We start from the raw sequence: 21,120 nt of genomic DNA on the forward strand, positions 1-21,120 counted from the left end.
AATATCTCAAGTAAAACTTAAATTTCTAATAGCCCGATTAAAAAATTGCACACGGCGTTACTCCTGAGCAAGAGTTCGCACTTCTTCCACTGACAATGCCAAAGCTTGGGCAATCTGCTCGATGCTCAAATTCATTTGCAATAATCGGGGTATGGCATCTCTTCTGGCTTGTTCTGCAAGTTCCGCCCGTTGTCGTTCTTGTTCGGCGTTGCGGGAAATTTCTGTATAAGTTAAAAACCGTTCTCCATCAGGGCGATATAGCTGCAAACCCTCTGATGATGGAACAAACCGAATTTTTAACCGAGGACTCACCCAATCTTCCATTTGGGGGATGACATCTAACCCATCTTCACTACGCAACCAACCGTGCAAATTATTTTTCTCAGGATCGTAAATGTAGTACTCTTCCACGCCATAGCGGTCATAGAAAAGTAATTTCTTGTCCATTTCACTTTGGGTGTTGCTGGGAGAAAGAATTTCAAACACCACTTGTGGTGCAATTCCCTCCTCTTTCCATTGTTGGTAGCACAAGCGATCGCCTTTTGGTCTACCCAATACCACCATCACATCTGGGGCGTTAACAATTTTGTTGCGTCCCTCTACCGGATACCAGAATAAATCCCCGGCGACAAATACATTTGGCTCGTCGGCAAATAACCACTCGATATTCTGCTTAATTTCTACAATCCAGCCAAACTGTATAGTATTATTCGCCACTGGTTGCCCGTCACTATCTGGGTAGATGACCTCTGGCTGGGTCGGCGGTTGGATTTGTGATACCATAGCTTCGCCCTCAGAAGGATATTTAATCGGGATGCTTCCAAATTAGCAGACTCTTAACCCGCATTTCTCACAAGTTTGAAATGCAGATGGGCAGAGGGGCGGAGGGGCGGAGGGGCGGAGGGGATTGAACTTGGCACATTGAACTCTCCTCTGCTCCCCTGCTCCCCTGCTCCCCTGCACAGGCTTTGAGCATTGGTGAGAAATCCGGGTTAAGGATGTCTGCGGCATGAATCTGGAATGATAACTCAATATAACAGTACTATTGTTCTACAATAAACCGATTAAAGATAGTATTATTAAGGACTGTTTCATCAGAAACTCCTTCTTCGCCGCCCAATATGTCAGACCAACAGCTAGCAGCATCCTTGAATGGCCATCTTCCCTACCCCAGCCACAACAGCCAGAATACCATTCGGATTCGGGGTGCTAGGCAGCATAATCTGAAAAATATTGACTTGGAATTGCCACGCGATCGCCTAATCGTATTTACTGGCGTTTCTGGCTCTGGTAAGTCTTCCCTAGCCTTTGATACGATTTTCGCTGAAGGGCAACGTCGCTATGTAGAATCCCTCAGCGCCTACGCACGGCAATTTTTAGGACAACTGGATAAGCCGGATGTGGAAGCCATTGAAGGCTTAAGTCCAGCAATTTCTATTGACCAAAAATCAACGTCTCATAACCCGCGTTCCACTGTGGGTACGGTGACAGAGATTTACGACTATTTGCGGCTGTTATTTGGTCGGGCTGGTGAACCCCATTGTCCGATATGCGATCGCTGTATTGCACCCCAGACAATCGATGAGATGTGCGATCGCATCATGGAATTACCAGATCGCACCCGCTTCCAAATCCTTGCACCCGTTGTTCGGGGGAAAAAAGGCACACACCGTAAGCTTTTGTCAAGTCTGGCTTCCCTTGGTTTTGTCCGCGTGCGAATCAATGGCGAAATCCGCGAACTGTCAGATTCTATTGAATTGGATAAAAATTTTACCCACACCATCGAAGTGGTAATTGACCGCTTGGTAAAAAAGGCTGATATTCAGGAGCGTTTGGTTGATTCCCTGTCTACGTGTCTTAAGCAATCCGGTGGGATTGCAGCCATTCTGGTGAGTCTACTTGGTGACGACGGACAAGAAAAAGAAGAAGAATTAGTATTTTCGGAAAACTTTGCTTGTCCAGAACATGGCGCGGTAATGGAGGAATTATCGCCGCGATTGTTCTCCTTTAACTCGCCTTATGGTGCTTGTCCGCACTGTCATGGAATCGGGACTTTAAGAAGATTTGCGCCAGACTTGATCGTACCTGACTGGGAAGCGCCAGTTTATGCTGCGATCGCGCCTTGGTCAGAAAAAGATAATTCTTATTATCTGGAATTACTCTATAGCGTGGGACAGATTTATGGGTTTGAGTTACAGACGAATTGGGGCAAGCTGACAGAAGAACAGCAACAAATTATTTTATTTGGAGAGAAAGATGAACGAGCCGCAGAAGCACAGAGAAAGCAGAGTTTTAAAGGTGCTATTCCAATTTTGCAACGACAATATGAGGGTGGTTCGGAATTAGTTAAGCAAAAATTAGAGCAGTATTTAATTGATCAGCCGTGTGAAGTTTGTCAGGGAAAACGGTTAAAACCGGAAGCCTTGGCGGTGAAGTTGGGACAATATGGAATTTTAGATTTAACTACCGTATCAATTGGGGATTGTCGGGAGAGAATTGAGCAATTCCAGTTGAGCGATCGCCAGTTACAAATTGCTGATTTAGTCCTGAGAGAAATCAAAGCTAGATTGCAATTTTTGTTAGATGTCGGTTTAGATTACCTCACCCTTGATCGTCCCGCCATGACCCTTTCCGGTGGCGAAGCTCAACGAATTCGTCTAGCAACGCAAATTGGTTCTGGTTTAACAGGAGTCCTCTACGTCTTAGATGAACCGAGTATTGGTTTGCATCAACGAGATAATGGCAGATTGCTCAAAACCTTAACTAAATTGCGCGATTTGGGTAATACATTAATTGTCGTTGAACACGATGAAGAAACAATTCGCGCAGCCAACCATATAGTTGATATTGGCCCTGGTGCAGGAATTCACGGTGGAAATATTATCGCCCAAGGTGATTTTCAGGCGTTATTAGCAGCAGAAGATTCCTTGACAGGTGCTTATTTATCAGGAAGGCGAGTAATTACCACGCCAGCAGAACGCCGAGAAGGAAATGGGCGCAGTTTGGGAATTAAAAATGCCCATCGCAACAATTTACAAAATATAGATGTAGACATTCCATTAGGTAAACTCGTCTCTATCACTGGTGTGTCTGGTTCTGGGAAATCTACCCTAATTAACGAATTACTGTACCCATCTCTGCAACACCATTTAACTAAGAAGGTTCCCTTACCCAGACATTTGGATAAAATTCAGGGATTAAACGCGATTGATAAAGCGATCGTGATCGATCAATCCCCAATTGGACGCACACCACGTTCTAACCCTGCAACCTACACAGGAATTTTCGATGCCATTCGGGATGTATTTTCCCAAACAGTAGAAGCCAAAGCTAGGGGTTACAAACCCGGACAATTTTCCTTCAACGTTAAAGGTGGACGTTGCGAAGCTTGTAGCGGACAGGGTGTGAATGTTATTGAAATGAACTTTCTCCCCGATGTTTACGTGCAATGCGAAATTTGTAAAGGTGCAAGGTATAACCGCGAAACGTTACAGGTGAAGTACAAAGATAAGTCTATCTCTGATGTTCTGAGAATGACAGTTGAGGAAAGTTTAGACTTTTTCCAAAATATTCCCAAAGCGATGGCGCGTTTGCAAACTTTATTTGATGTCGGGTTGGGTTATGTCCAACTAGGACAACCTGCGACTACCTTATCTGGTGGTGAAGCGCAGCGGGTAAAATTGGCAACAGAACTATCTCGACGCGCTACCGGGAAAACACTGTATTTAATAGATGAACCGACAACAGGGTTATCTTTTTACGATGTCCACAAATTGTTAGATGTGTTGCAAAGATTGGTGGATAAAGGTAATTCAATTTTAGTAATTGAACACAACTTAGATGTAATTCGTTGTTCTGATTGGGTGATAGATTTGGGGCCAGAAGGTGGCGACAAAGGCGGAGAATTGATTGCTGTAGGTACACCGGAGGAAGTTGCAAAAAATCCCAGGTCTTATACTGGGCAATATTTGCAGCAAGTTTTGAAACAGTATCCGGCGGTGAAGAAGTAGCGCGGTGCTTTAGTGAAACGTAACACACCTGATACAGGAATTTAAAAATCGTGTCTTTAGCTTGACCTTAACACACTTCACAATTGAATCTAAAAAATGACCAGCTAGTATGTCTAACTCAGCTTGACGTGCTTTGATTTCTTCAAGTCGCACACTCGTGACTTCCAGTCATGAGTTAGGCCTTCTATGTTTCATAAATCTCAGGAAATTACTGGAAAACTTGTAAACGTTACTGTAATACCAATTCTTTATGAAGCTGCGCTAAATACAGCACTTCTGGCAGCTATGAGGTACATCCTCAAAACTGAAAGCTATGCTAGGAGGGGGCAAGGATGAAATGTTTCTTTAAGCAAATAAAATATACATTTTGTTAGAAGTATGATATCTATGTTTAAAATACTTTCATATGCCTCAGATTACGACAAAACTCTTGCGTTTATCATTCAAATAACTGTATTCTTTATATTGTTGAAAATTGTTTTTCACAAAAGCAATAATACAGCATAATTTCAGCACATCGGCAAAAGCATCGCCTTGGCAAATCGATAAATGTCGATATCAAACCAAAACATGTATACCGTTGTTGCTAGCATCACAAGTAAGTATAAAGGAATTTAAAATTTTCTCTATCTGCGATCTCCTACAAGCCATACCTAATCTAAATAGAAAAGAGTATCGGCTAAATTTTCAATCTTTTCATGTCTCTAATCGGGGCAAGAAATCTATTCTATGCTGGCTGAGTTTGGGATTTAAAGCCCATTTTATCAACGAATCACGACCAGGAAAATTATGACCTCTTTAGATCCTAATTTTTTTGACATCCCGAACAAAAGCCTAATCATCATCGACCCAGCCGTTGATGACTATAAAAAGCTAAATGGCAATAACTCGGAAGTCATTTTTAAAGACGTAGTAGATACAGAAGTCAGAACAGTAACTTCAGAAGCACATAAGCTGCTGAAAGTTCCACCGAAGGAATTGTTAGCGCCTCCTGGTGATTTTAATCCGACGCTACTACTGTTTTTGGCATCTGTGACAGTGCTGGTTTTATCTAATTGTGGTTACTGGCTTTGGCAATGGCCAGACTGGCTGTGCTTTAGTTTTAACACTATAGCCTTGCATTGTTCTGGAACAGTAATTCATGATGCTTGTCACCAATCTGCTCACCGTAATCGATTAATTAATGCCATGTTAGGACATGGTAGCGCCTTGATGCTTGGGTTTGTTTTCCCAGTGTTCACGCGAGTACATTTGCAGCATCATGCTCATGTCAACCATCCTAAAGATGACCCAGATCATTTTGTTTCTACAGGTGGCCCCCTGTGGCTAATTGCATTTCGATTCTTGTCCCATGAGGTATTTTTCTTTCGACGGCGACTATGGCGCAAATATGAGCTATTAGAATGGTTCGTCAGCCGCTTAATTGTTGTTGTAATTATCTATATCTCAATTCAATATCATTTTTTAATGTACGTTCTCAATTTTTGGGTTGTACCTTCCGGTATAGTAGGGCTAATACTAGGCTTATTTTTTGATTATTTGCCCCATCGTCCCTTTGTTGAACGCGATCGCTGGAAAAATGCCCGCGTATATCCCAGCCCAATTCTTAATATCCTGATTTTAGGGCAGAACTATCATTTAATCCATCATTTATGGACTTGTATTCCCTGGTATAAATATCAGTCCACATACTATCTGATGAAGCCTTTGTTAGATGAAAAAGACTGTTATCAAACTTCAGGTTTACTACAAAAGAAAGACTTTTTAGCGTTTATTTACGATATCTTTGTAGGAATTCGGTTTACTCATAAAAAAATGAAAAATCAAGATGAATAATAAAGAAAAGTTCCAGTGATTAAAAATCGCAGCTATACACACAAAACCCGCGCAAGCGGGTTAGTGAATGGCTTGAGAAACTTCGAGTTATTAATAAATTAAAACTCCCTTGTGTGGGTTTCATTTTCATAATTAGGGTCTTCAGTACCCAGCAGTTTATCCCAGAATGTAAAATATAAACCGTAATGTACTTTATATTTACGATGATGTATTGAATGATGCCTAGAACCAATCAGCCACCTTCCAATCCAGTAACTCTTAGATGAAGAGGGAAATACCTCAAATCCAAGATGGGTAAATACTGCCCATACTGTCATAGCTATAAGTGCAGCAACTAAGGTGATAAAATGCAGCGGAACTATGAAGCTTACACCTACAAAAAAAAGTCCTTGTACGATTGCCTCAGGCAAGTCGAACGCAGAAGAACTCCAAGGTGTTGGCTCTCCTGAACGGTGGTGTCCATAATGCATCCATTTAAAAATCAGAGGCTGGTGAAACACCCGATGGATAAAATAAAAGTAAGTATCCTGAAGAAGAAGCACCGCAATAAAACTAACTACTAAATACCACAGCCCATACTTGTATAGGTCAGTGTATAACAGCGTTACTCCCAAACTATACTCTGAGATGATAAACGCTCCACAAATCGCAAAAACTACTGCGGAGAGTACCGATAATTCGATATCCTTTTTAATGGAACAACTCATCAACGGTTTTAAATGCAAACTCCTGTTGGCGAGGGACTTCCCCAAAACTAAGTAAAAGAGCAAGTATGCTCCCCCTGCGATCAGAAAGTATCGGGCAAGAGTGATACCGAAGAAGAAAAAGCAATAATACCAAAATGAGTGGTTTGTCAATTAGACCCATCCGTAATATTAATTTAGTGAAATGAAAATGCTGATCGTGTGCAATTGTTTTGGCAACGAAGACCAAAACAATTGGCCAAATTACGATTGAATTTATTAATCGACAAAATCCACTGCTTATTTTACAGCATCAAGTGGTTCACCTAATAGTGGATGAAAACTTGTAATTAAGACTGACACAAATACACGTAAAGCAGTCTGTTATGAAATGCTACAGTGTGCATCAGTTGCATTGCGGAAATTTCAAAGGCGTGCAGTCGCAAGTTAATGTGTTGATAGTCAACGGTTAAAGGTTCTAGTTTTTTCATGAGTCCTCTTATTATAAATAACAAATAAGAACCCCATACCACCAACCCCACCCCTTAGTAAGACTATCCATTACCACATCTTTCTTAACAATTAGATAAAATACTTAAAATAAGACCAGACTGTACCCGTCGTCAAAATTTGAATTTGGAATTGCTGGTGTATGTCTTAGCCAATTGAAAACAGCTGTAAATAGTGGTATGCTTAGGTCTAATCCTAATTTTGTGGCAGCAATTCGCGGGTGTAATTCAGTGGTAGAATGTCATCTTCCCATGGTGAACGTCGTGGGTTCGAGTCCCATCACCCGCTTTGTATTAAAACTTTATATAGTTATCCTATAGTATCCAATTCATTAGACATCTGGTGAAAATGAATGTAGAGACGTAGCACTGCTACGTCTCTACAAGGACTCTGGATAACGCATATTTAATTTCTGGAGATGTCTATTGAAAGCGACGGGAAACTCCATCCCTTGAGTGGGTGGAGAGGGATAGTCGCCCCGTCGCTTGGGGCATTGGGCATTGGTAACTTCTTCCCCATGCCCCATGCCCAAAAACTCCATCCCTTGAGTGGGTGGAGTTTTTCATCTTGCCATCTCAAACGAAGGGAAGGTACAGTCATCACTCTAATCAGCTCTTGTACCATCATTGACTAATGCTGTAATCTCTGAAGTTACAGAGGTGTCACAGAAGGCCGTTGCACGCTATTGTTAACAGTTTTTGTTTCTACAAAAGCTTCTCGACCTGTAATCAATCTAGAGCGACGATTACGAGTGATATAATTCCACGCCCACTGAATTGCTACTACTATTTTAGTGTCAAACTCAATTAAGAAGTAGATGTGAATTACTAGCCAAAAGAGCCAAGCAATGAAACCTTGGAGTTTGATTAAGCCTAAATCTACAACAGCTAAATTTTGCCCAATCATCGCCAAAGTACCCACGTCATTGTAACGGAATTGTGGCAAAGTATGACCTTGAAGCCTGCGTTTAATGAGTTTAGCTACATACTCTCCTTGTTGTTTGGCTACAGGTGCAACACCAGGCAAGGGTTTACCATTTTGATGGGAGAAGTTGCCTAAATCTCCCACGACAAAAATGTTTTTATAACCCTTGATAGTCAAGTCAGGTTCTACAATCACACGTCCGGCGCGATCGCACTCTACACCTGTATTTTCTGCTAAGACTTTCCCCAGAGGCGAACCTTGAACGCCTGCTGCCCACAATATAGTTTTTGAGGCAATTTCTGTCAATTCATCGCCTTGCTTGAAAGTAACAATGTTATTTTCAATATTTGTCACTCTGGTATTAGTGTAGACAGCCACACCCAACTTCTGCAAAGATGCTGCTCCTACTTTCGATAACTCTGGTGAAATGTGTGGGAGGATGCGATCGCCACCTTGCAATAGTAAAATTCTCGCTTCTGAGGTGTTGATGCTGCGGAAATCTTCTGTGAGAGTTTGGTATGCCAATTCTGCGATCGCACCTGCTAATTCTACACCGGTGGGGCCACCACCCACAATCACAAAAGTCAACAAAGCACGGCGAATTTCTGGATCAGTTTGTTTTTCTGCCGCTTCAAATGCCGAAAATATCCGGCGACGCATTTCTATGGCATCTTCAACAGTTTTCAAGCCAGGAGCAAATTCTTTCCACTTATCCTTACCAAAATAGGAATGGTTAGCACCTGTGGCGACAATTAATGTATCATAAGGTACTATTTCATCACCCAAAATAACTTGTTGGGCTTTTGGATCAATATCATTTACTTCTCCCAACAACACTTTTGTATTCTTGCTTTTGCTGAATACAGATCGCAATGGTGCAGAAATATCAGCAGGTGATAACGCACCTGTGGCAACTTGATATAAAAGCGGCTGAAATAGGTGAAAGTTGCGTTTATCAATGAGAGTAACGTTTACGTTTGCTGTCTTCAAAGCTTTTGCTGTATACAGTCCACCAAAGCCACCACCAATGATCACAACCTGATGTGGTGCATTTTTCTCAAGTGAGAGAACCATAATAAATATTTCCTTGTGTTAAGAACTTGTAACTATTCTTAACAAAGATGTAACAGCTTTATGATGCAGGTTGCTGTCTATTTAGAACAATTGAAAAAATAGTGAAAGTAGCTAAAGTTATTTATTACCCTTCAGTTTCGGATTTTCCTCAGCCATAAATTGGCAAACATTGCCTATTCATCAGGTGTTTGGTACTTTCGATTAGTGTAAAATTAAGACCTGGCGAATAGTCAAATTAAGACCTAGCGAATAGAATTCGCGGCTACACTGGCATTGTCCGCCTCTGCGGACTAAAGTCAAATTAAGGGTTTGAAACCCAGGGGGGTGGGTTTTGTTTGTATAGACGCGGTTTCTAACCGCCCATTTACCGTTAAGTTGACACCAATCGGTACTTTCGTCCTTTCCATAATACACGAATCTCTTTTCTCTTCTGTCCCCCTGCTCCCTGCTCCCTGCCTTTTTTCGACTTTCACCACTGTCCTGAATTATCTTCCTGTTGCAAACCAATTAACTGTCGCCGTTTCCAAGCATAGTGAAGAATATTAATCCCTAATTCCTGAGCTGTCCGAATGGTCAATCTCGGTAAACTCAAATCTCTATCCAGTCCCCAAGCAGTTGCCAAATCTCCAATAGCTAAAATAATTCCTCCACCGATTAATAGTTTAATCTGCTGTTGATTAACCATTGGCAAAGCAGCAAATAAGAAAGGCTTTGTCCTTAAAGGATGACTCCGTTGCAATTCTTCTAAAGGTCTTAAAGGACTTTCTAACTGTTGTGCCAAAGCTTGAGTACTCTCAATTAGAGGATTAGCATTTATTGGCGCATCAACTAGAAGCACACCACCTAAATTTAAATAATTTCTGAGGGATTCAAATTCAAGACTATTTAAAGAAATTGCTTGTCCACCTGTGAGATAAAGAATGTCATAGTCTTGGATATTTTCTGCTAAAGAAACCTGGCCGGGTTCATCAGCCCCTCGCAAACTGGGATATAAGGGTTCTACTGCTTGTAACAAATACGAAAGACTGAAAAAATTACGCGCACATTCGGGATCGCTATGATTCGCCTGCGCCATACAGACAAGTGCTTGAGGACGCATTTGTGCTTGACGGCGATAACGCAAATCAATATTATTATATCCAGGAAAGAAAGCATCCGCAGGTTGGGTAATTTCAGTATGTCCTGGTTGCAGAAGTATCCGACATATTTCTATTTCTGAACTGGCTGGCGTAGAGTTTCTTTGGTCAATTCGATAAGTTTCTTGAACAATATCTCTTTGCTGTCCGCGCCGCAATTCGTCAGGATCTACATAGCTAACTACTAAGTAGATCATGAGTGGTTCAGAACTGACTACTTCTATATCAATAGGAAAGTCATAAGAAGTCGGTATAACAATTAAATTACCTGCTAAATCAATGGCAATACCAGGTTGAATTTGTACCCAACGTCCATCTCGATATCTAGCTTCTACAAGGCTAGGGGCAGTTATGTCTCGAACGCCTAAACCGCAGACAATTCCTGGTTGGTTTAAGCTTTGATATTGAGCATTTTGCCGATTACGGTGATATTCATGGGCTGTGCGCCAGCGTTCCGCATTGATTAGTAAGCCGTCTGCGGCTTGCAGGCGCTCAAAAGATTTTATTGGTGGAGGGGGGAAAGGGTGGGACATAGGAATTTTAGATTTTAGATTTTAGATTTTGGATTTTGGATTTTAGATTAAAAGTCTGTTTAATTTTACTTAATTACGAATTACGAATTATGAATTATTTAATTAGTGGGATTCTCGATCAGGGTAAGCGCATCTAATTTTGTAGCCCTTAATACAGACAAAAAGCTTGAAAGTCTATCTAAATATCAATTTTTCGTTCAAAATAGGACGAATTGTCGTAAATGATTGAAAAAACATGGGTCAAATAGCTTTTTATGTTTTCAGACACATAAATACGAAAATGTCAATCCCACCCCTTGGCTCAGTGTAGTAATTTTGAACTTATTTGTGCTTTGGGTGAACCCCAAAACTACCGTGTCAATAGGGTTTGAGATGCGCTTACCCTGGATTCTCGATAGATAATTCATAAGTGCAAAAAGCTGGTTTTTCTTGTTCTATGATTCTTTGGATAAGTTCTTCGTTGATGATGCCACTAGAAATATTTGAACGCAAACGTACTATGAAATGATATGGTTGTCCACCTGCTAAAACTGCATTTCCTAGTTGTGCATCTCCGATAATAAAACTTGGGCCAAAAGGTTCGGTAATACTAATATGTTTATCAGCTTCATTAGTTAAATGTTCGTCTAGTGGTAAACCAGTATAAAGATGCAAGTAAAGACGCAATCCTTTACGAGTTCCTCGCCAGCGATAAAGTTCTACGGCACGGCGAATTAAACGCCGCTGTTGCTGGAGATCCCAAACAGAATCTACTTGCCAAGCAACCCAATGAGCCATAAAGGGTAATAGTGCCTGCGGTGCCGTCAAGGGATCGAGGTTTGCCCACATGACATTGTAACTATTAACTATTGGTTGAAAAGCTTGCTCAAATATCTTCATAAAGCGACCAATAAAGTCCACCTCTCTATACAAAATTGGCAAGAATTCCATGTAGGCAGTATAGGGACGGATATATAAATCGAAATACTCACTTCTCTCGATTTGTTCGTTGTCCGTGCCTGGGTCTATATGTAGGGTAATTAGGCTACGAAAATTGAGCGTTAATTTATCTTTTTTATCAGGTGAAATTGCTTCTTGGTCTTCAAAAAATGTGTCGGGAATTGAGAAGTAGAGAACAGCATCCATTTGTCCGCGAGGTGGTATTTCACTGCCTTCTGTGCCAATTTGACACCACTGGGACGGGAAGTTACCCTCAATGCTTAAGCTTACCCGCAAAGGACGTTGTTCTAAGTTTTGTACTTGGACAATCATCTCGCTGGGATGTCCAGGATGCAAGAGTAAACTACGTCCAGCGACATCGATATTTTCCACATTTGCAAATGCTAAACCTGCCACAGGTAAAGCTTCGGGGATTTGCATTGGCGTTAATTGAATGCTTACAGCTGGACTAGAGCGACTTTGAACCATAGGATTGGGGATTGGGGACTGGGGACTGGGGACTGGGGATTGGGGACTGGGGATTGGGGATTGGGGATTGGGGATTGGGAGGAGAATAACTACTGACGAATGACTAATGACTAATGACTAATGACTAATGACTAATGACTAATTACGAATTATTTGGATGTCGTGATTTGAACGCAGATTTGTATCAGACCAAGAACATATCAAACCTTCCGATCCTGGGTCAATCAATTGTTCTGGTGACGGTTGTCGTCGCCAAACTTCTCCTTGCTTGCGGATGGGAAACAGCAGAACGGGGCCTAAATGACGCACACCTGGGGTTTGTTGCAGTAATACCACAATATCTGATGTATAAACTGGTCGTCCAAATGGCCAACCTTTGCCGTCAATTCCTCCAGTTAAGGGATTTAGATATTTATATAGCGATCGCCTTAAATTCCGGCGAACTTCCTCGCTGGCAAAAGTATTGTTGTATGCTGGCTCTAAAGCAACTTCTGTCTGTACAGAAACACCTACGTAATTCGGCTCTTGTAATTCTATTTGTACCCCTAATAAGCGTCTTTCATCTAAGTAGCTCAAAATTTGCTCTTGCAGGGCATTACTAAGGGCAAACTCTTCTGGTGTCATGCCATTGCCTTGAGCGATCGCATCTGTGTTTGCGAATGGAACTACCAACAAACTAACTATACCAGCTTGCCTACGGGAATTTGCTGGCAAACAACGGACGCGAGCGATCGCACCAGCGGCAGCCTGTTGAGTTAAAACTTCAAAATCTTCAGCAGTGACAGCGCGATCGCGCGTGCGGAGGATGCGGGGAGCCTTAATTACAGCCTGTTCCAGTGATTCGGCATCCGCCCCATTGATTGCTGGTATACGATTGACCACACTAGCAATATATGGATACGCAGACTTCAAAAACTGAATTGCTCCAGCTTGAACATTGCCTTCTCTACCACCGCCTGTACGATAAGTAACCATTCTAATTTCTGAGCCACGGGGAGGAATCGCCCCATATTGGTGTTCAGATTGGTTATTATCAAGAACTTGTACAGATGTGTCATCTAGTGATGGTTGCTGAATTCGCGATCGCACCTGGGTTTGCTGTTTCAGTTGGCTAGGTTCTCGAATCAGCGGCCCAAATTGGATTGTACCAGTGATCGAATCGATGGTGTAATGAAAGTTATGTGGCCCAGAATCAGCAAAATCTCTTACCTCAGTCCACTTTTGAGGCAAACCACCAGCAGGAGCAACTAAAATATACTCATTTTCTCGGCGTTCTAAAATTGGTGCTGTTTGTAATTGGAAACTCTGACCGGGTGTACCATCACTAATTCCCAATCGCTCATCTTGAATCAACGTACTGTGGCTAGCCCTAACAGTACCGCCAATTGAACTCACTGCTAAACCAATAATCCTTGGTGGACGATTGTAACCAGTTTCATTGGCTTCTGTGGAAACAAAGCTACAGCGCAACCAGCGACCTCGGTAAGAGGTAAAATTAGCCACAGGCCAAATTTGAGGTAGATGCAAACGTACCTCTGCACCTTGAGAAGGGTTTCCACCCTGTTGAGCGATTTCATAAAAACTGAAGCCGCGAGTTTTATCATCTGACTCTTGCAATAAAACGGGTTGCCAATTTTCCCCATCCCAGGCTTCCCACCTCCGGGGTGGTTGATTGGGGTTAATCCCAGCAGGGGTAGCCGCAGCTCCTTGGAAAATAATTTCTAAAACATTAGCGTCTAAAGGCTCGTCAGAATTAATTGCTAAATAAAAGCAGTTACCAGGCTGGGGTTCCTCTTCAAAAATCGGTTGTTCATTACCTGTCCAGTAACCGTTAGATTGACGAGTCCAGGAAGTTGTGACTCTTTCGCGCAGAGATTGGGGAATATCTTCGGTAGTTTGGGCAGTTAAGAAATGTTGGATGCGGGGTTTGCCGATAATTAGAGGAGCATCTGTACTAAAGGTAATCGCTTCTGTAGTCTCAGTGCGGATAGTTGAGGCTTCCAATCCGGTGGGAATCGTGTAGGCTTCAGGTAGTGCAGCGCTTAAATAAAAAGTTAATTCCGTGCGGGCTGGGGCGGGAGGCTGGAGACGAATACCCAGTAATTCTAGGAAAGCGACATAATTTTTTCGGGGTACTTGGTTAAATCTGAGCAACATTTGGTCAGTTAACCAAGCAAATAACTCAATTAGCGTAATTCCTGGGTCGCTGAGATTGTGGTCAGTCCATTCTGGACAGTAGCGAGGAATACGCATAATACATTCTTCCACCAAATCATCGAAGGCGCGATCGTCTAAATTGGAAGAAGGTAATTTCGGTAAAAAGTCAAAGTTCACGATTCCTCCCCAGCTGACACCAAATAATAAGGATAAACAAAACTATAAATATCGGGGCCGTCTTTAAGTCGGTAATTGATGATGATGTCCACTCTGCCACGCATAGGGTCAGGATCGGTGACAACTTCATCGATAGTAATGCGTGGTTCCCAAACTTCTAAAGCTTCCAAAACATAAAGACGGATTCGCAGTAGAGTATCGCTATTCAAAGATGCAAACGCCAGTTCCGACAAGCGCGAACCAAAGGTAGGTCGATAAACCCGCTCACCTACTCCCGTGCGGAGAATAATCCAAATAGATTCTTTAACTTTTTGATCTTCACGGCTAAGTTGTATCCCACCTTGCACACTTAAATGCAGTGGATAAGCCCAACCTGTTCCCAAATAGGCTCGATCGCGACCATAAACCATATCTGGCACTTAGACAGCTGTTACATGGATATCTTTAAAGATATCGGCACAAAGGGTTTAAGCCTATTCGCCAAAGGTCGAAGATGAAGAGGCAGGTAGGATTTTAAGGTTCCAAGGTGGATGAATCTAGTTCCTACTTTCCCTCATCTCCCCCATCTCCCTCATCTCCAATCAGCCGCCAATCAAAACAGTAAAATCACCTTTGATAATTTTATTCGGTGGCCCTAATGCTTCTAAAACAGTGTCACCCATCCGAGAGGCAGGTAGATTATTAATCAGCACAGTCTGACTACCGTCAATTACAACCCCAGGGCCGTGGGGAGGTATGGGTAAAGGTGTGGCGCAATTATGAATATCAGCACCAGCGGCAGCAGCAGCGATTGCACTACCCATAGTAGCTGCTGATGTTGCCTTGGTAGTTTGTTCGGTAGCTAAGGCAGCAGGTGCCCCTGGTGTGCCAGCCGCCGCTAGAGTGGCAGCCTCAGCCGCTTGGATAGCTGTATCAGAAGCGGTTTTGGCGGACTGCAAAGCTGGTACTGCTGCTGCAAGCACACCCCGCCACGCAGGTAAAGACCCAATCAAAACATTGGGACTACCCGGCCCTCCTGTCAATACTGGGGGTAAAGGGTGCGCCACATTGTCGGTAATTCTTGCTGCTGGTTTACCCATGACAACCTCCTATAGTATCTTTAATCTCTTGCCTCTGTGTTCTCTGCGTCTCTGTGGTTAGATAAATTACTTTTAAACCACAGAGGCACAGAGAGCGCTGAGAAAAAACATAGAAAATTAATTAAGGCGAATCATCGCACCTTTCACTGTAATCACGCCATTGGCTGAAATATCTATATTGCCAGCAGCATCTAATGACATATTACCTGTTGATTTCACTGAAACAGATTTAGCCATATCGTCCATTTTGATTTTATGACCACCTGTGGTTTCAATCTCTATACAGCGATCGCTATCATTGAGATATATTTTGTGACCACCTGTGGTTTCAACACGAATACCTTTTTTACTACTTCCTTTATCTTCTTCAACAAACTGTAGAACATGACCTACACGAGTCTTAATGGTGCGTAATCTCACACCACTTGTAACTGAGTCATCCACCTTTTCTGGTGGTGCATCCTGACCATTCCATACCCCGCCAATGACGTAGGGACGGTGGATATCGCCATGCTCAAAACCTACCAAAACTTCATCGTTTACCTCTGGTAAACAGTCGAAACCTCGATTTGGGCCTGCTCCCATAGCTACAACTCTTGCCCAGTCACTTGTATGGTCTTCTGTGAGAGTGGGAAACTTTACCTTCACCCTACCCCATGACTGTGGGTCTTTGTTATCAGTCACAATTCCCACTAATAGAGTCTCAGATGGCTGTAGACGTTTTTGTGGGGATAGAGTTGTGAATAAGTTACCAGAACGTAGCCCCCGCACGCTGAAATCAGTTTCATAAACGCGCTGACTGAAGAAATGGCGGGTTTCTGTAACATAATACTTACCACTATAGCGATCGCCCATACCCTGAAGCTTAACAACTCGTCCAGGACGAATATCAGGATTCCCTGCTGCTTTCGCATCTGCATAAACAAATTCTCCTCCCAATTCATCACATAAAGCCTGAGCCATAGCTTTTGCTTGCTTTTGACTGGCGACAGGCTTATCTACAACAATCATTTTGGGAGACTTAAGATTAGAAAATGCAGTACTGGTATTACTTCCTAGCTGATTACCTGTCTCAGTTACTTGCTTTTCTTTATTAGCTGTTTGGCTAATCAATTTTTTCTGAGCATAGTCCCAGGCTCGTACTTCCACAGAACTCACCTGTTCAGCACTGGTGACGCGGGTACTAAATTTACTAATATCATCTAGCCATTCTAATGCTAGAGATTCCTGAATTTTTGGTTTGCAAAAGTTGAGCTTGTCCTCTGTAATAAATAGTTCAAAACCGTTACGGGCTGCCCTTTCCCGCAGAAACTCCATATTAGTTTGGTTTTCTTGGAAAACATACTTATTAACTTCGCCTGTTGAATCGATATCGCCAGGTCTTATGCCTACTTCTTGAACTATTTTTTTGACTATATCACTATCAGTTTCATTCAAAAAAGAACGATTATAACGGCCTCTGTGAAGACGATGAGAAATATCATAACCACGAACAATGATATCAGCTTCAGATTTTTCATTGAAGTGAACTTCCATCGCGGTAATTTCGCCTTCAATTAGAGTTTTTTCTACCTCATCCTGAAAATTATTATCTAGAGTAGTACTCGAAGTAAAACCTAACTTTACTTTTTTGCCAATTTTAAACAACGGCTCATGTCGCCAAGCCTTATTTTCTGGTCGATCAGATGTAGGAATATAGCTATTATGTATTACTAGCGTAAACATGGCTGGCAAATGAAGGCTTTCTTCGATTGTTATTTGTAACAAATCCTTCATTAATTCAGGCGAAGCGGGTTTTCCATCTATCTGGATTGTCGGTTCGCTTAAATAAAGACTTTTTTTAGGCATAAGTAGTAATCCATTTAATATTAATCTCTTTGAAATATTCCAACAATTCTAAAATTTAAGTGCTTTTTCCCAGCTTAGGATTTTGTTTGCGACTTGCACCTTTAGAATCAGATTCACGTCCTCCAGGAAGATTATTTTTATCTACTTCTTGCAAGGCTATATCTACCAGCGCCCTGACTGGTGTACCATCACTCAGAAACATATTTAAAGAGTAAGTTAAACTTGTAATTACACAATAAAAATACTCATTTCCCCATGTAAATATATAAACAGGTGGGCGTTTATCAGTTGATCTATTGATAGTTTCTACACCTTTCTTAATATTATCAATATACTTTTTCATCACCGACTCTTTCGTTTCATAAGTATCATATAATAATTGTTTAAGTGTAAACTTATAAGGCTCAACACCAGAAAAGTTTACTTTTGGAAGTAGAGTAGTTCCTCTATTACCTTGCTTACTTTCCCACTTCACAGTTCGAGCAAAACTAATATCTGTAGGATTAAACATTAATTCAATATCTGGTGCTTCACTGTTATAAGCTACAAGTTTGGCTTTCTCAAGTTGCGGTTGGCGCTTTTGAACAACAATAATTGCGGGACTTGCCATTTGAATAGTTCTCCAAAAATTAATTATTGAATAGAAATTTACCAAGGTAATCGACCAGAGTAACCGCCATGACGTTCTCGCTCAATTTCTATCCGTTGTCGTAATCTGTGATAAATTTCACGGGCTAGAGCTTCCAGATTAGCCGTATCATCTTTATCATCTTCTTGAGAAGCTAAAGATGTATTCTCTATTGTCTCAGTTATCGGTTGTATTTCTCTAGATATGTCGGGTGGAGTCACTTCTCCACCATCAGCAAAGCCTCTAGGTGTAGGAAGGTGTTTAGCAAAAACGTGTGGCGATTCTGAAACATGAGAAAAATCATAATTTTGGCTATTAGATTCCACATCACTAAAGTTAAAGTTAGTGAATTCATCATTATTTCCATTTAGTAAATCTTCCACACTTGACCATTGAGAAGGTGTGTTTGACCATTGGGAAGGTGTATTAGTGCTGGGATTTGCTTTTCGGAAAACTAGGGGAGGTGAGGAGTATTGAGGTGAAGGTTCATCCACATCAATTGTTTCGTTTTGAAGAGGATTAAGCTGTGGAGAATTGAGAATTGAAAGCTTCTGTTTACTAATATTCAACCCCAAAAAAGAAGGAATTAAAGAATTGGATATCTGAGGTGAGTAAGTCTCTGTGCTTTTTAGCTGTAATGAAGTGTCTGGAAAAGAATCGACTTTAGTCGGAGTCTCTGGAGAAGTTGTTTCTTCTGGTTCTGTGGGATTGGATGTCTGTAAACTTGGAAGGATAATATCTTGTGGTGTTCCACCAGTGTTGATGTGATGTAGTAGAGGTAAATTCTTCTGTGCATCTCTAGTATTAATCACAAACTCCCCAGGTGTAAGCATTGCTGGTATTGTATCCGAGGGAGCTATTTGCTGACGATTTTCAATGTGGGAGTCTGTTACTTGACCACCAGTAGCATAACCTTTAGGTGCGGGCAAATTTTTAATAGTCGCGTTTTGCTCAACTTCAGATGGTATAGTTACCTCATTTTGTGCGGAAGTTGCTTCTTCTGAGATATCTGGATTATCTGGATTATCTGAAATATCAACCTTTGTTGATATCTCAGGATTTGTTACCGCAAAGGGAAGTTCTAATTCTATTGGTTGTTCATTGTCAATAGTTTTCCTGAAAATACTCTCAGTTGTAACGATTTCAGGTAATGTGGCGGGAATTGTTGGTGTGTTAACGTCCTCGTGAGACATCACAGTTTCAACAATCTCAGGCGACGTGGCGGTAACTGCTGGTGATTCAACAATCTCAGGTGATGTGGCGGTAACTGTTGGTGTTTCACCAATCTCAGGCGATGTGGCGGTAATTGCTGGTGATTCACCAATCTCAGGCGATGTGGCGGTAATTGCTGGTGATTCAACAATCTCAGGCGATATGGCGGTAACTGTTGGTGCTTCAACAATCTCAGGTAGCGCTAAGATGGGATAACTTTCTGTAGACTCGTTGATAGTATTCTCAATACTGCTGCCATGTTGCAGTGAAGTTACATTTGTTGAGACATCTAAAAGATTATCTGCTATTACAGATTGTGACTCTAAAGTTACTAACTGTTCATGATTATCAGAGTTTGGGAATAAACTGGGTGTGTCTTCAATATCGGCTGAAGTTGGTGTTAACTGAATAGGTATACTGGCTGGAGACTGACTCGTAAAACTAGAGACAATCTCTTCTTCTATTGCAATCGGGCTTTTTGCAACTGAAGACTGAGAACTAGGTACAGCAATATCTTGTAGTGGTGTATAGCTGTGCGCCACTACTATATTTTCATCATTCGCAAAAACATGAAGTGTGTCATTAACATCAGGTGATGTCAATGTTGATGATAAAGCTGGATTTTCTAGAGAATTATCAGCCACAAAATTATCTGTGACAAAATTATTTGGATTATTTTCTAATATTAAGTCTGCTTCAATGTCTGTAATTGCCTCAAAATCACTATTTCTATTTATATATGATGATTTTTCTTCTGACGATGGAGATATAAAGGTTGGCAACACCTCATTTTTATGTATTAAATTTGTTGAATAAGCGATGGTTTGATTATCAATTATGGAAGGAAGTTGATCTGTTTCAATATCCTGTTGTGGTAGCGTTGGGCTGACTGGAATATCTGAAATATTAACTAATTCTAATGCTTCCGGGATTATCTGCTGTTCATCATTACCCAAGAAACTATGGGGGACAAAAGTTTGATCTACATTTTGATAGAAAGGAAATTCTACAAGTGAAAATTCTGCTAAATCACTTGCATTATCATCTAATTTATTTTCTTGTTGTAATTGTAAAATACTTTCTATCTCAGACGATTCTCCACTAGGTAAATTAGATGCTAATTCAGGATTTACTTGCAGTTCGTCGTTAGTAATATTATTGGATAAAGTCAATTTATCTTTAACGTTAGATAAACTTGGTGTACTTATACTAGGCGTTACAATATCAATTGAATCATCATCATTTCTAATATTATTATCTGAAGCAATATCAAGTTGTAAAGTTGGGAGTTCTAAGTTAGTCTCAACAAGCAGAGGCTTCTCTGATGCTAATAAGCTATTTTCATTTGAATTAATAGGAATGTTGCTTTTGTCAATAAACTTAGTCGCAGATGATTTAACCGATTTTTTAGTCTTAGATTTAGTGGCTGACTTTTTTTCTGGGGGCTGTTGAGATTTACTTGTTTTTTTTGATTTAGATTTACTTTTAGCACTAATATTGATTTCTGATGACGTATCATTACTCGTATTGTTTTCAATGCGAGTTGGTATTATCTCTGGAATACTAGCTTTTACTGGTTCGCTACTGTTAATATTACTATTTTCTAGTGAATTTATGAAATCAGCAGAATCAAACTCAAGTAATGGAAACTCATTATTTATATCCTGAGTATCCCAACTATCCCAACCTATCAATGGTTGTATCGATGGCTCATGTTCACGAGATAAGAAAAACTTTGAGGATGTGACTAATGGTGGTTGATTTTGGATGGAACTGATAAAATTACTTCGTGAATGTAGAGAACGAGACTCTTTTCTCAATAACATTCTGTGAGAATTAGATAAAGACGATCTAATCCCCAGGGGATGAATATTGTTTCCTAGTGTAGGTTGAATAATTTGCATAG

14 protein-coding genes and 1 tRNA gene are annotated in these 21,120 nt (G+C 41.1%); 3 read left to right on the forward strand and 12 right to left on the reverse strand.

What is annotated here, in order from left to right; genetic code table 11:
• Positions 1–57: 57 nt before the first annotated feature.
• Positions 58–783, reverse strand: a complete 726-nt coding sequence (locus V7K67_RS09265; protein ID WP_334731330.1) for a Uma2 family endonuclease — start codon at positions 781–783, stop codon at positions 58–60.
• 338 nt (positions 784–1,121) lie between these two features.
• On the opposite strand from V7K67_RS09265, the gene uvrA reads away from it, so the two are divergent.
• Positions 1,122–4,010, forward strand: a complete 2,889-nt coding sequence (gene uvrA, locus V7K67_RS09270) for an excinuclease ABC subunit UvrA (RefSeq protein ID WP_334731329.1) — start codon at positions 1,122–1,124, stop codon at positions 4,008–4,010.
• 789 nt (positions 4,011–4,799) lie between these two features.
• Positions 4,800–5,846 carry a beta-carotene hydroxylase gene (gene crtR / locus V7K67_RS09275; protein WP_334731328.1) on the forward strand — a complete coding sequence of 349 codons (1,047 nt, stop codon included), beginning with the start codon at positions 4,800–4,802 and terminating at the stop codon, positions 5,844–5,846.
• Between the two features lie 98 nt (positions 5,847–5,944).
• Here the strand turns inward: crtR and V7K67_RS09280 are convergent, their stop codons facing one another.
• The gene (locus V7K67_RS09280) at positions 5,945–6,703 is read right to left on the reverse strand and encodes a sterol desaturase family protein (RefSeq protein WP_334731327.1); all 759 of its coding nucleotides are present in this window, start codon (positions 6,701–6,703) and stop codon (positions 5,945–5,947) included.
• 552 nt (positions 6,704–7,255) lie between these two features.
• Between V7K67_RS09280 and V7K67_RS09285 the strand changes: the two genes are divergently transcribed.
• Positions 7,256–7,327: transfer RNA gene (locus tag V7K67_RS09285), tRNA-Gly, on the forward strand.
• A 91-nt stretch (positions 7,328–7,418) separates the two neighbouring features.
• On the opposite strand, the gene V7K67_RS09290 is transcribed toward V7K67_RS09285, so the two are convergent.
• From V7K67_RS09290 to V7K67_RS09335, 10 genes are all read right to left on the reverse strand, one after another.
• On the reverse strand, positions 7,419–7,565 hold the full coding sequence (locus V7K67_RS09290) for a hypothetical protein (RefSeq protein ID WP_334731325.1): 147 nt from the start codon (positions 7,563–7,565) through the stop codon (positions 7,419–7,421).
• A gap of 125 nt (positions 7,566–7,690) precedes the next feature.
• On the reverse strand, positions 7,691–9,037 hold the full coding sequence (locus V7K67_RS09295; RefSeq protein WP_334731324.1) for an NAD(P)/FAD-dependent oxidoreductase: 1,347 nt from the start codon (positions 9,035–9,037) through the stop codon (positions 7,691–7,693).
• Positions 9,038–9,506: 469 nt separating this feature from the next.
• A complete protein-coding gene (locus tag V7K67_RS09300) occupies positions 9,507–10,706 on the reverse strand; it encodes a DUF4159 domain-containing protein (protein ID WP_334708930.1) in 1,200 nt (399 codons plus the stop codon).
• 378 nt (positions 10,707–11,084) lie between these two features.
• Entirely contained in the window at positions 11,085–12,065 is a 981-nt protein-coding gene (locus V7K67_RS09305) for a phage tail protein (RefSeq protein ID WP_335166204.1), read from the reverse strand.
• A 186-nt stretch (positions 12,066–12,251) separates the two neighbouring features.
• Positions 12,252–14,447: a putative baseplate assembly protein gene (locus V7K67_RS09310; RefSeq protein WP_335166206.1), complete on the reverse strand. Its 2,196-nt coding sequence runs from the start codon at positions 14,445–14,447 to the stop codon at positions 12,252–12,254.
• Complete coding sequence (locus V7K67_RS09315; RefSeq protein ID WP_334708934.1) at positions 14,444–14,857, reverse strand: GPW/gp25 family protein; 414 nt, start codon at positions 14,855–14,857, stop codon at positions 14,444–14,446. The genes V7K67_RS09310 and V7K67_RS09315 overlap by 4 nt, the downstream gene beginning before the upstream one ends.
• Positions 14,858–15,028: 171 nt before the next feature.
• A complete protein-coding gene (locus V7K67_RS09320) occupies positions 15,029–15,526 on the reverse strand; it encodes a PAAR domain-containing protein (protein WP_334708926.1) in 498 nt (165 codons plus the stop codon).
• Positions 15,527–15,643: 117 nt separating this feature from the next.
• Positions 15,644–17,374: a VgrG-related protein gene (locus V7K67_RS09325; RefSeq protein ID WP_334731321.1), complete on the reverse strand. Its 1,731-nt coding sequence runs from the start codon at positions 17,372–17,374 to the stop codon at positions 15,644–15,646.
• 55 nt (positions 17,375–17,429) lie between these two features.
• Positions 17,430–17,984 carry a CIS tube protein gene (locus V7K67_RS09330; protein WP_334731320.1) on the reverse strand — a complete coding sequence of 185 codons (555 nt, stop codon included), beginning with the start codon at positions 17,982–17,984 and terminating at the stop codon, positions 17,430–17,432.
• A gap of 38 nt (positions 17,985–18,022) precedes the next feature.
• Positions 18,023–21,118, reverse strand: coding sequence for a hypothetical protein (locus tag V7K67_RS09335; RefSeq protein WP_335166209.1), 3,096 nt, complete (start codon positions 21,116–21,118; stop codon positions 18,023–18,025).
• Positions 21,119–21,120 lie beyond the last annotated feature (2 nt).

The organism is Nostoc sp. (assembly GCF_036917155.1).
In the GTDB taxonomy this organism is placed as follows: domain Bacteria; phylum Cyanobacteriota; class Cyanobacteriia; order Cyanobacteriales; family Nostocaceae; genus Nostoc.

Bases quoted from the DNA above. Each gene is read 5' to 3' on its own strand.
- V7K67_RS09265 (WP_334731330.1), bottom strand. From the start codon at position 783: ATGGTATCACAAATCCAACCGCCGACCCAGCCAGAGGTCATCTACCCA.
- uvrA (WP_334731329.1), top strand. From the start codon at position 1,122: ATGTCAGACCAACAGCTAGCAGCATCCTTGAATGGCCATCTTCCCTAC.
- crtR (WP_334731328.1), top strand. From the start codon at position 4,800: ATGACCTCTTTAGATCCTAATTTTTTTGACATCCCGAACAAAAGCCTA.
- V7K67_RS09290 (WP_334731325.1), bottom strand. From the start codon at position 7,565: ATGGGGCATGGGGAAGAAGTTACCAATGCCCAATGCCCCAAGCGACGG.
- V7K67_RS09295 (WP_334731324.1), bottom strand. From the start codon at position 9,037: ATGGTTCTCTCACTTGAGAAAAATGCACCACATCAGGTTGTGATCATT.
- V7K67_RS09300 (WP_334708930.1), bottom strand. From the start codon at position 10,706: ATGTCCCACCCTTTCCCCCCTCCACCAATAAAATCTTTTGAGCGCCTG.
- V7K67_RS09305 (WP_335166204.1), bottom strand. From the start codon at position 12,065: ATGCAAATCCCCGAAGCTTTACCTGTGGCAGGTTTAGCATTTGCAAAT.
- V7K67_RS09315 (WP_334708934.1), bottom strand. From the start codon at position 14,857: ATGGTTTATGGTCGCGATCGAGCCTATTTGGGAACAGGTTGGGCTTAT.
- V7K67_RS09320 (WP_334708926.1), bottom strand. From the start codon at position 15,526: ATGGGTAAACCAGCAGCAAGAATTACCGACAATGTGGCGCACCCTTTA.
- V7K67_RS09325 (WP_334731321.1), bottom strand. From the start codon at position 17,374: ATGCCTAAAAAAAGTCTTTATTTAAGCGAACCGACAATCCAGATAGAT.
- V7K67_RS09330 (WP_334731320.1), bottom strand. From the start codon at position 17,984: ATGGCAAGTCCCGCAATTATTGTTGTTCAAAAGCGCCAACCGCAACTT.
- V7K67_RS09335 (WP_335166209.1), bottom strand. From the start codon at position 21,118: ATGCAAATTATTCAACCTACACTAGGAAACAATATTCATCCCCTGGGG.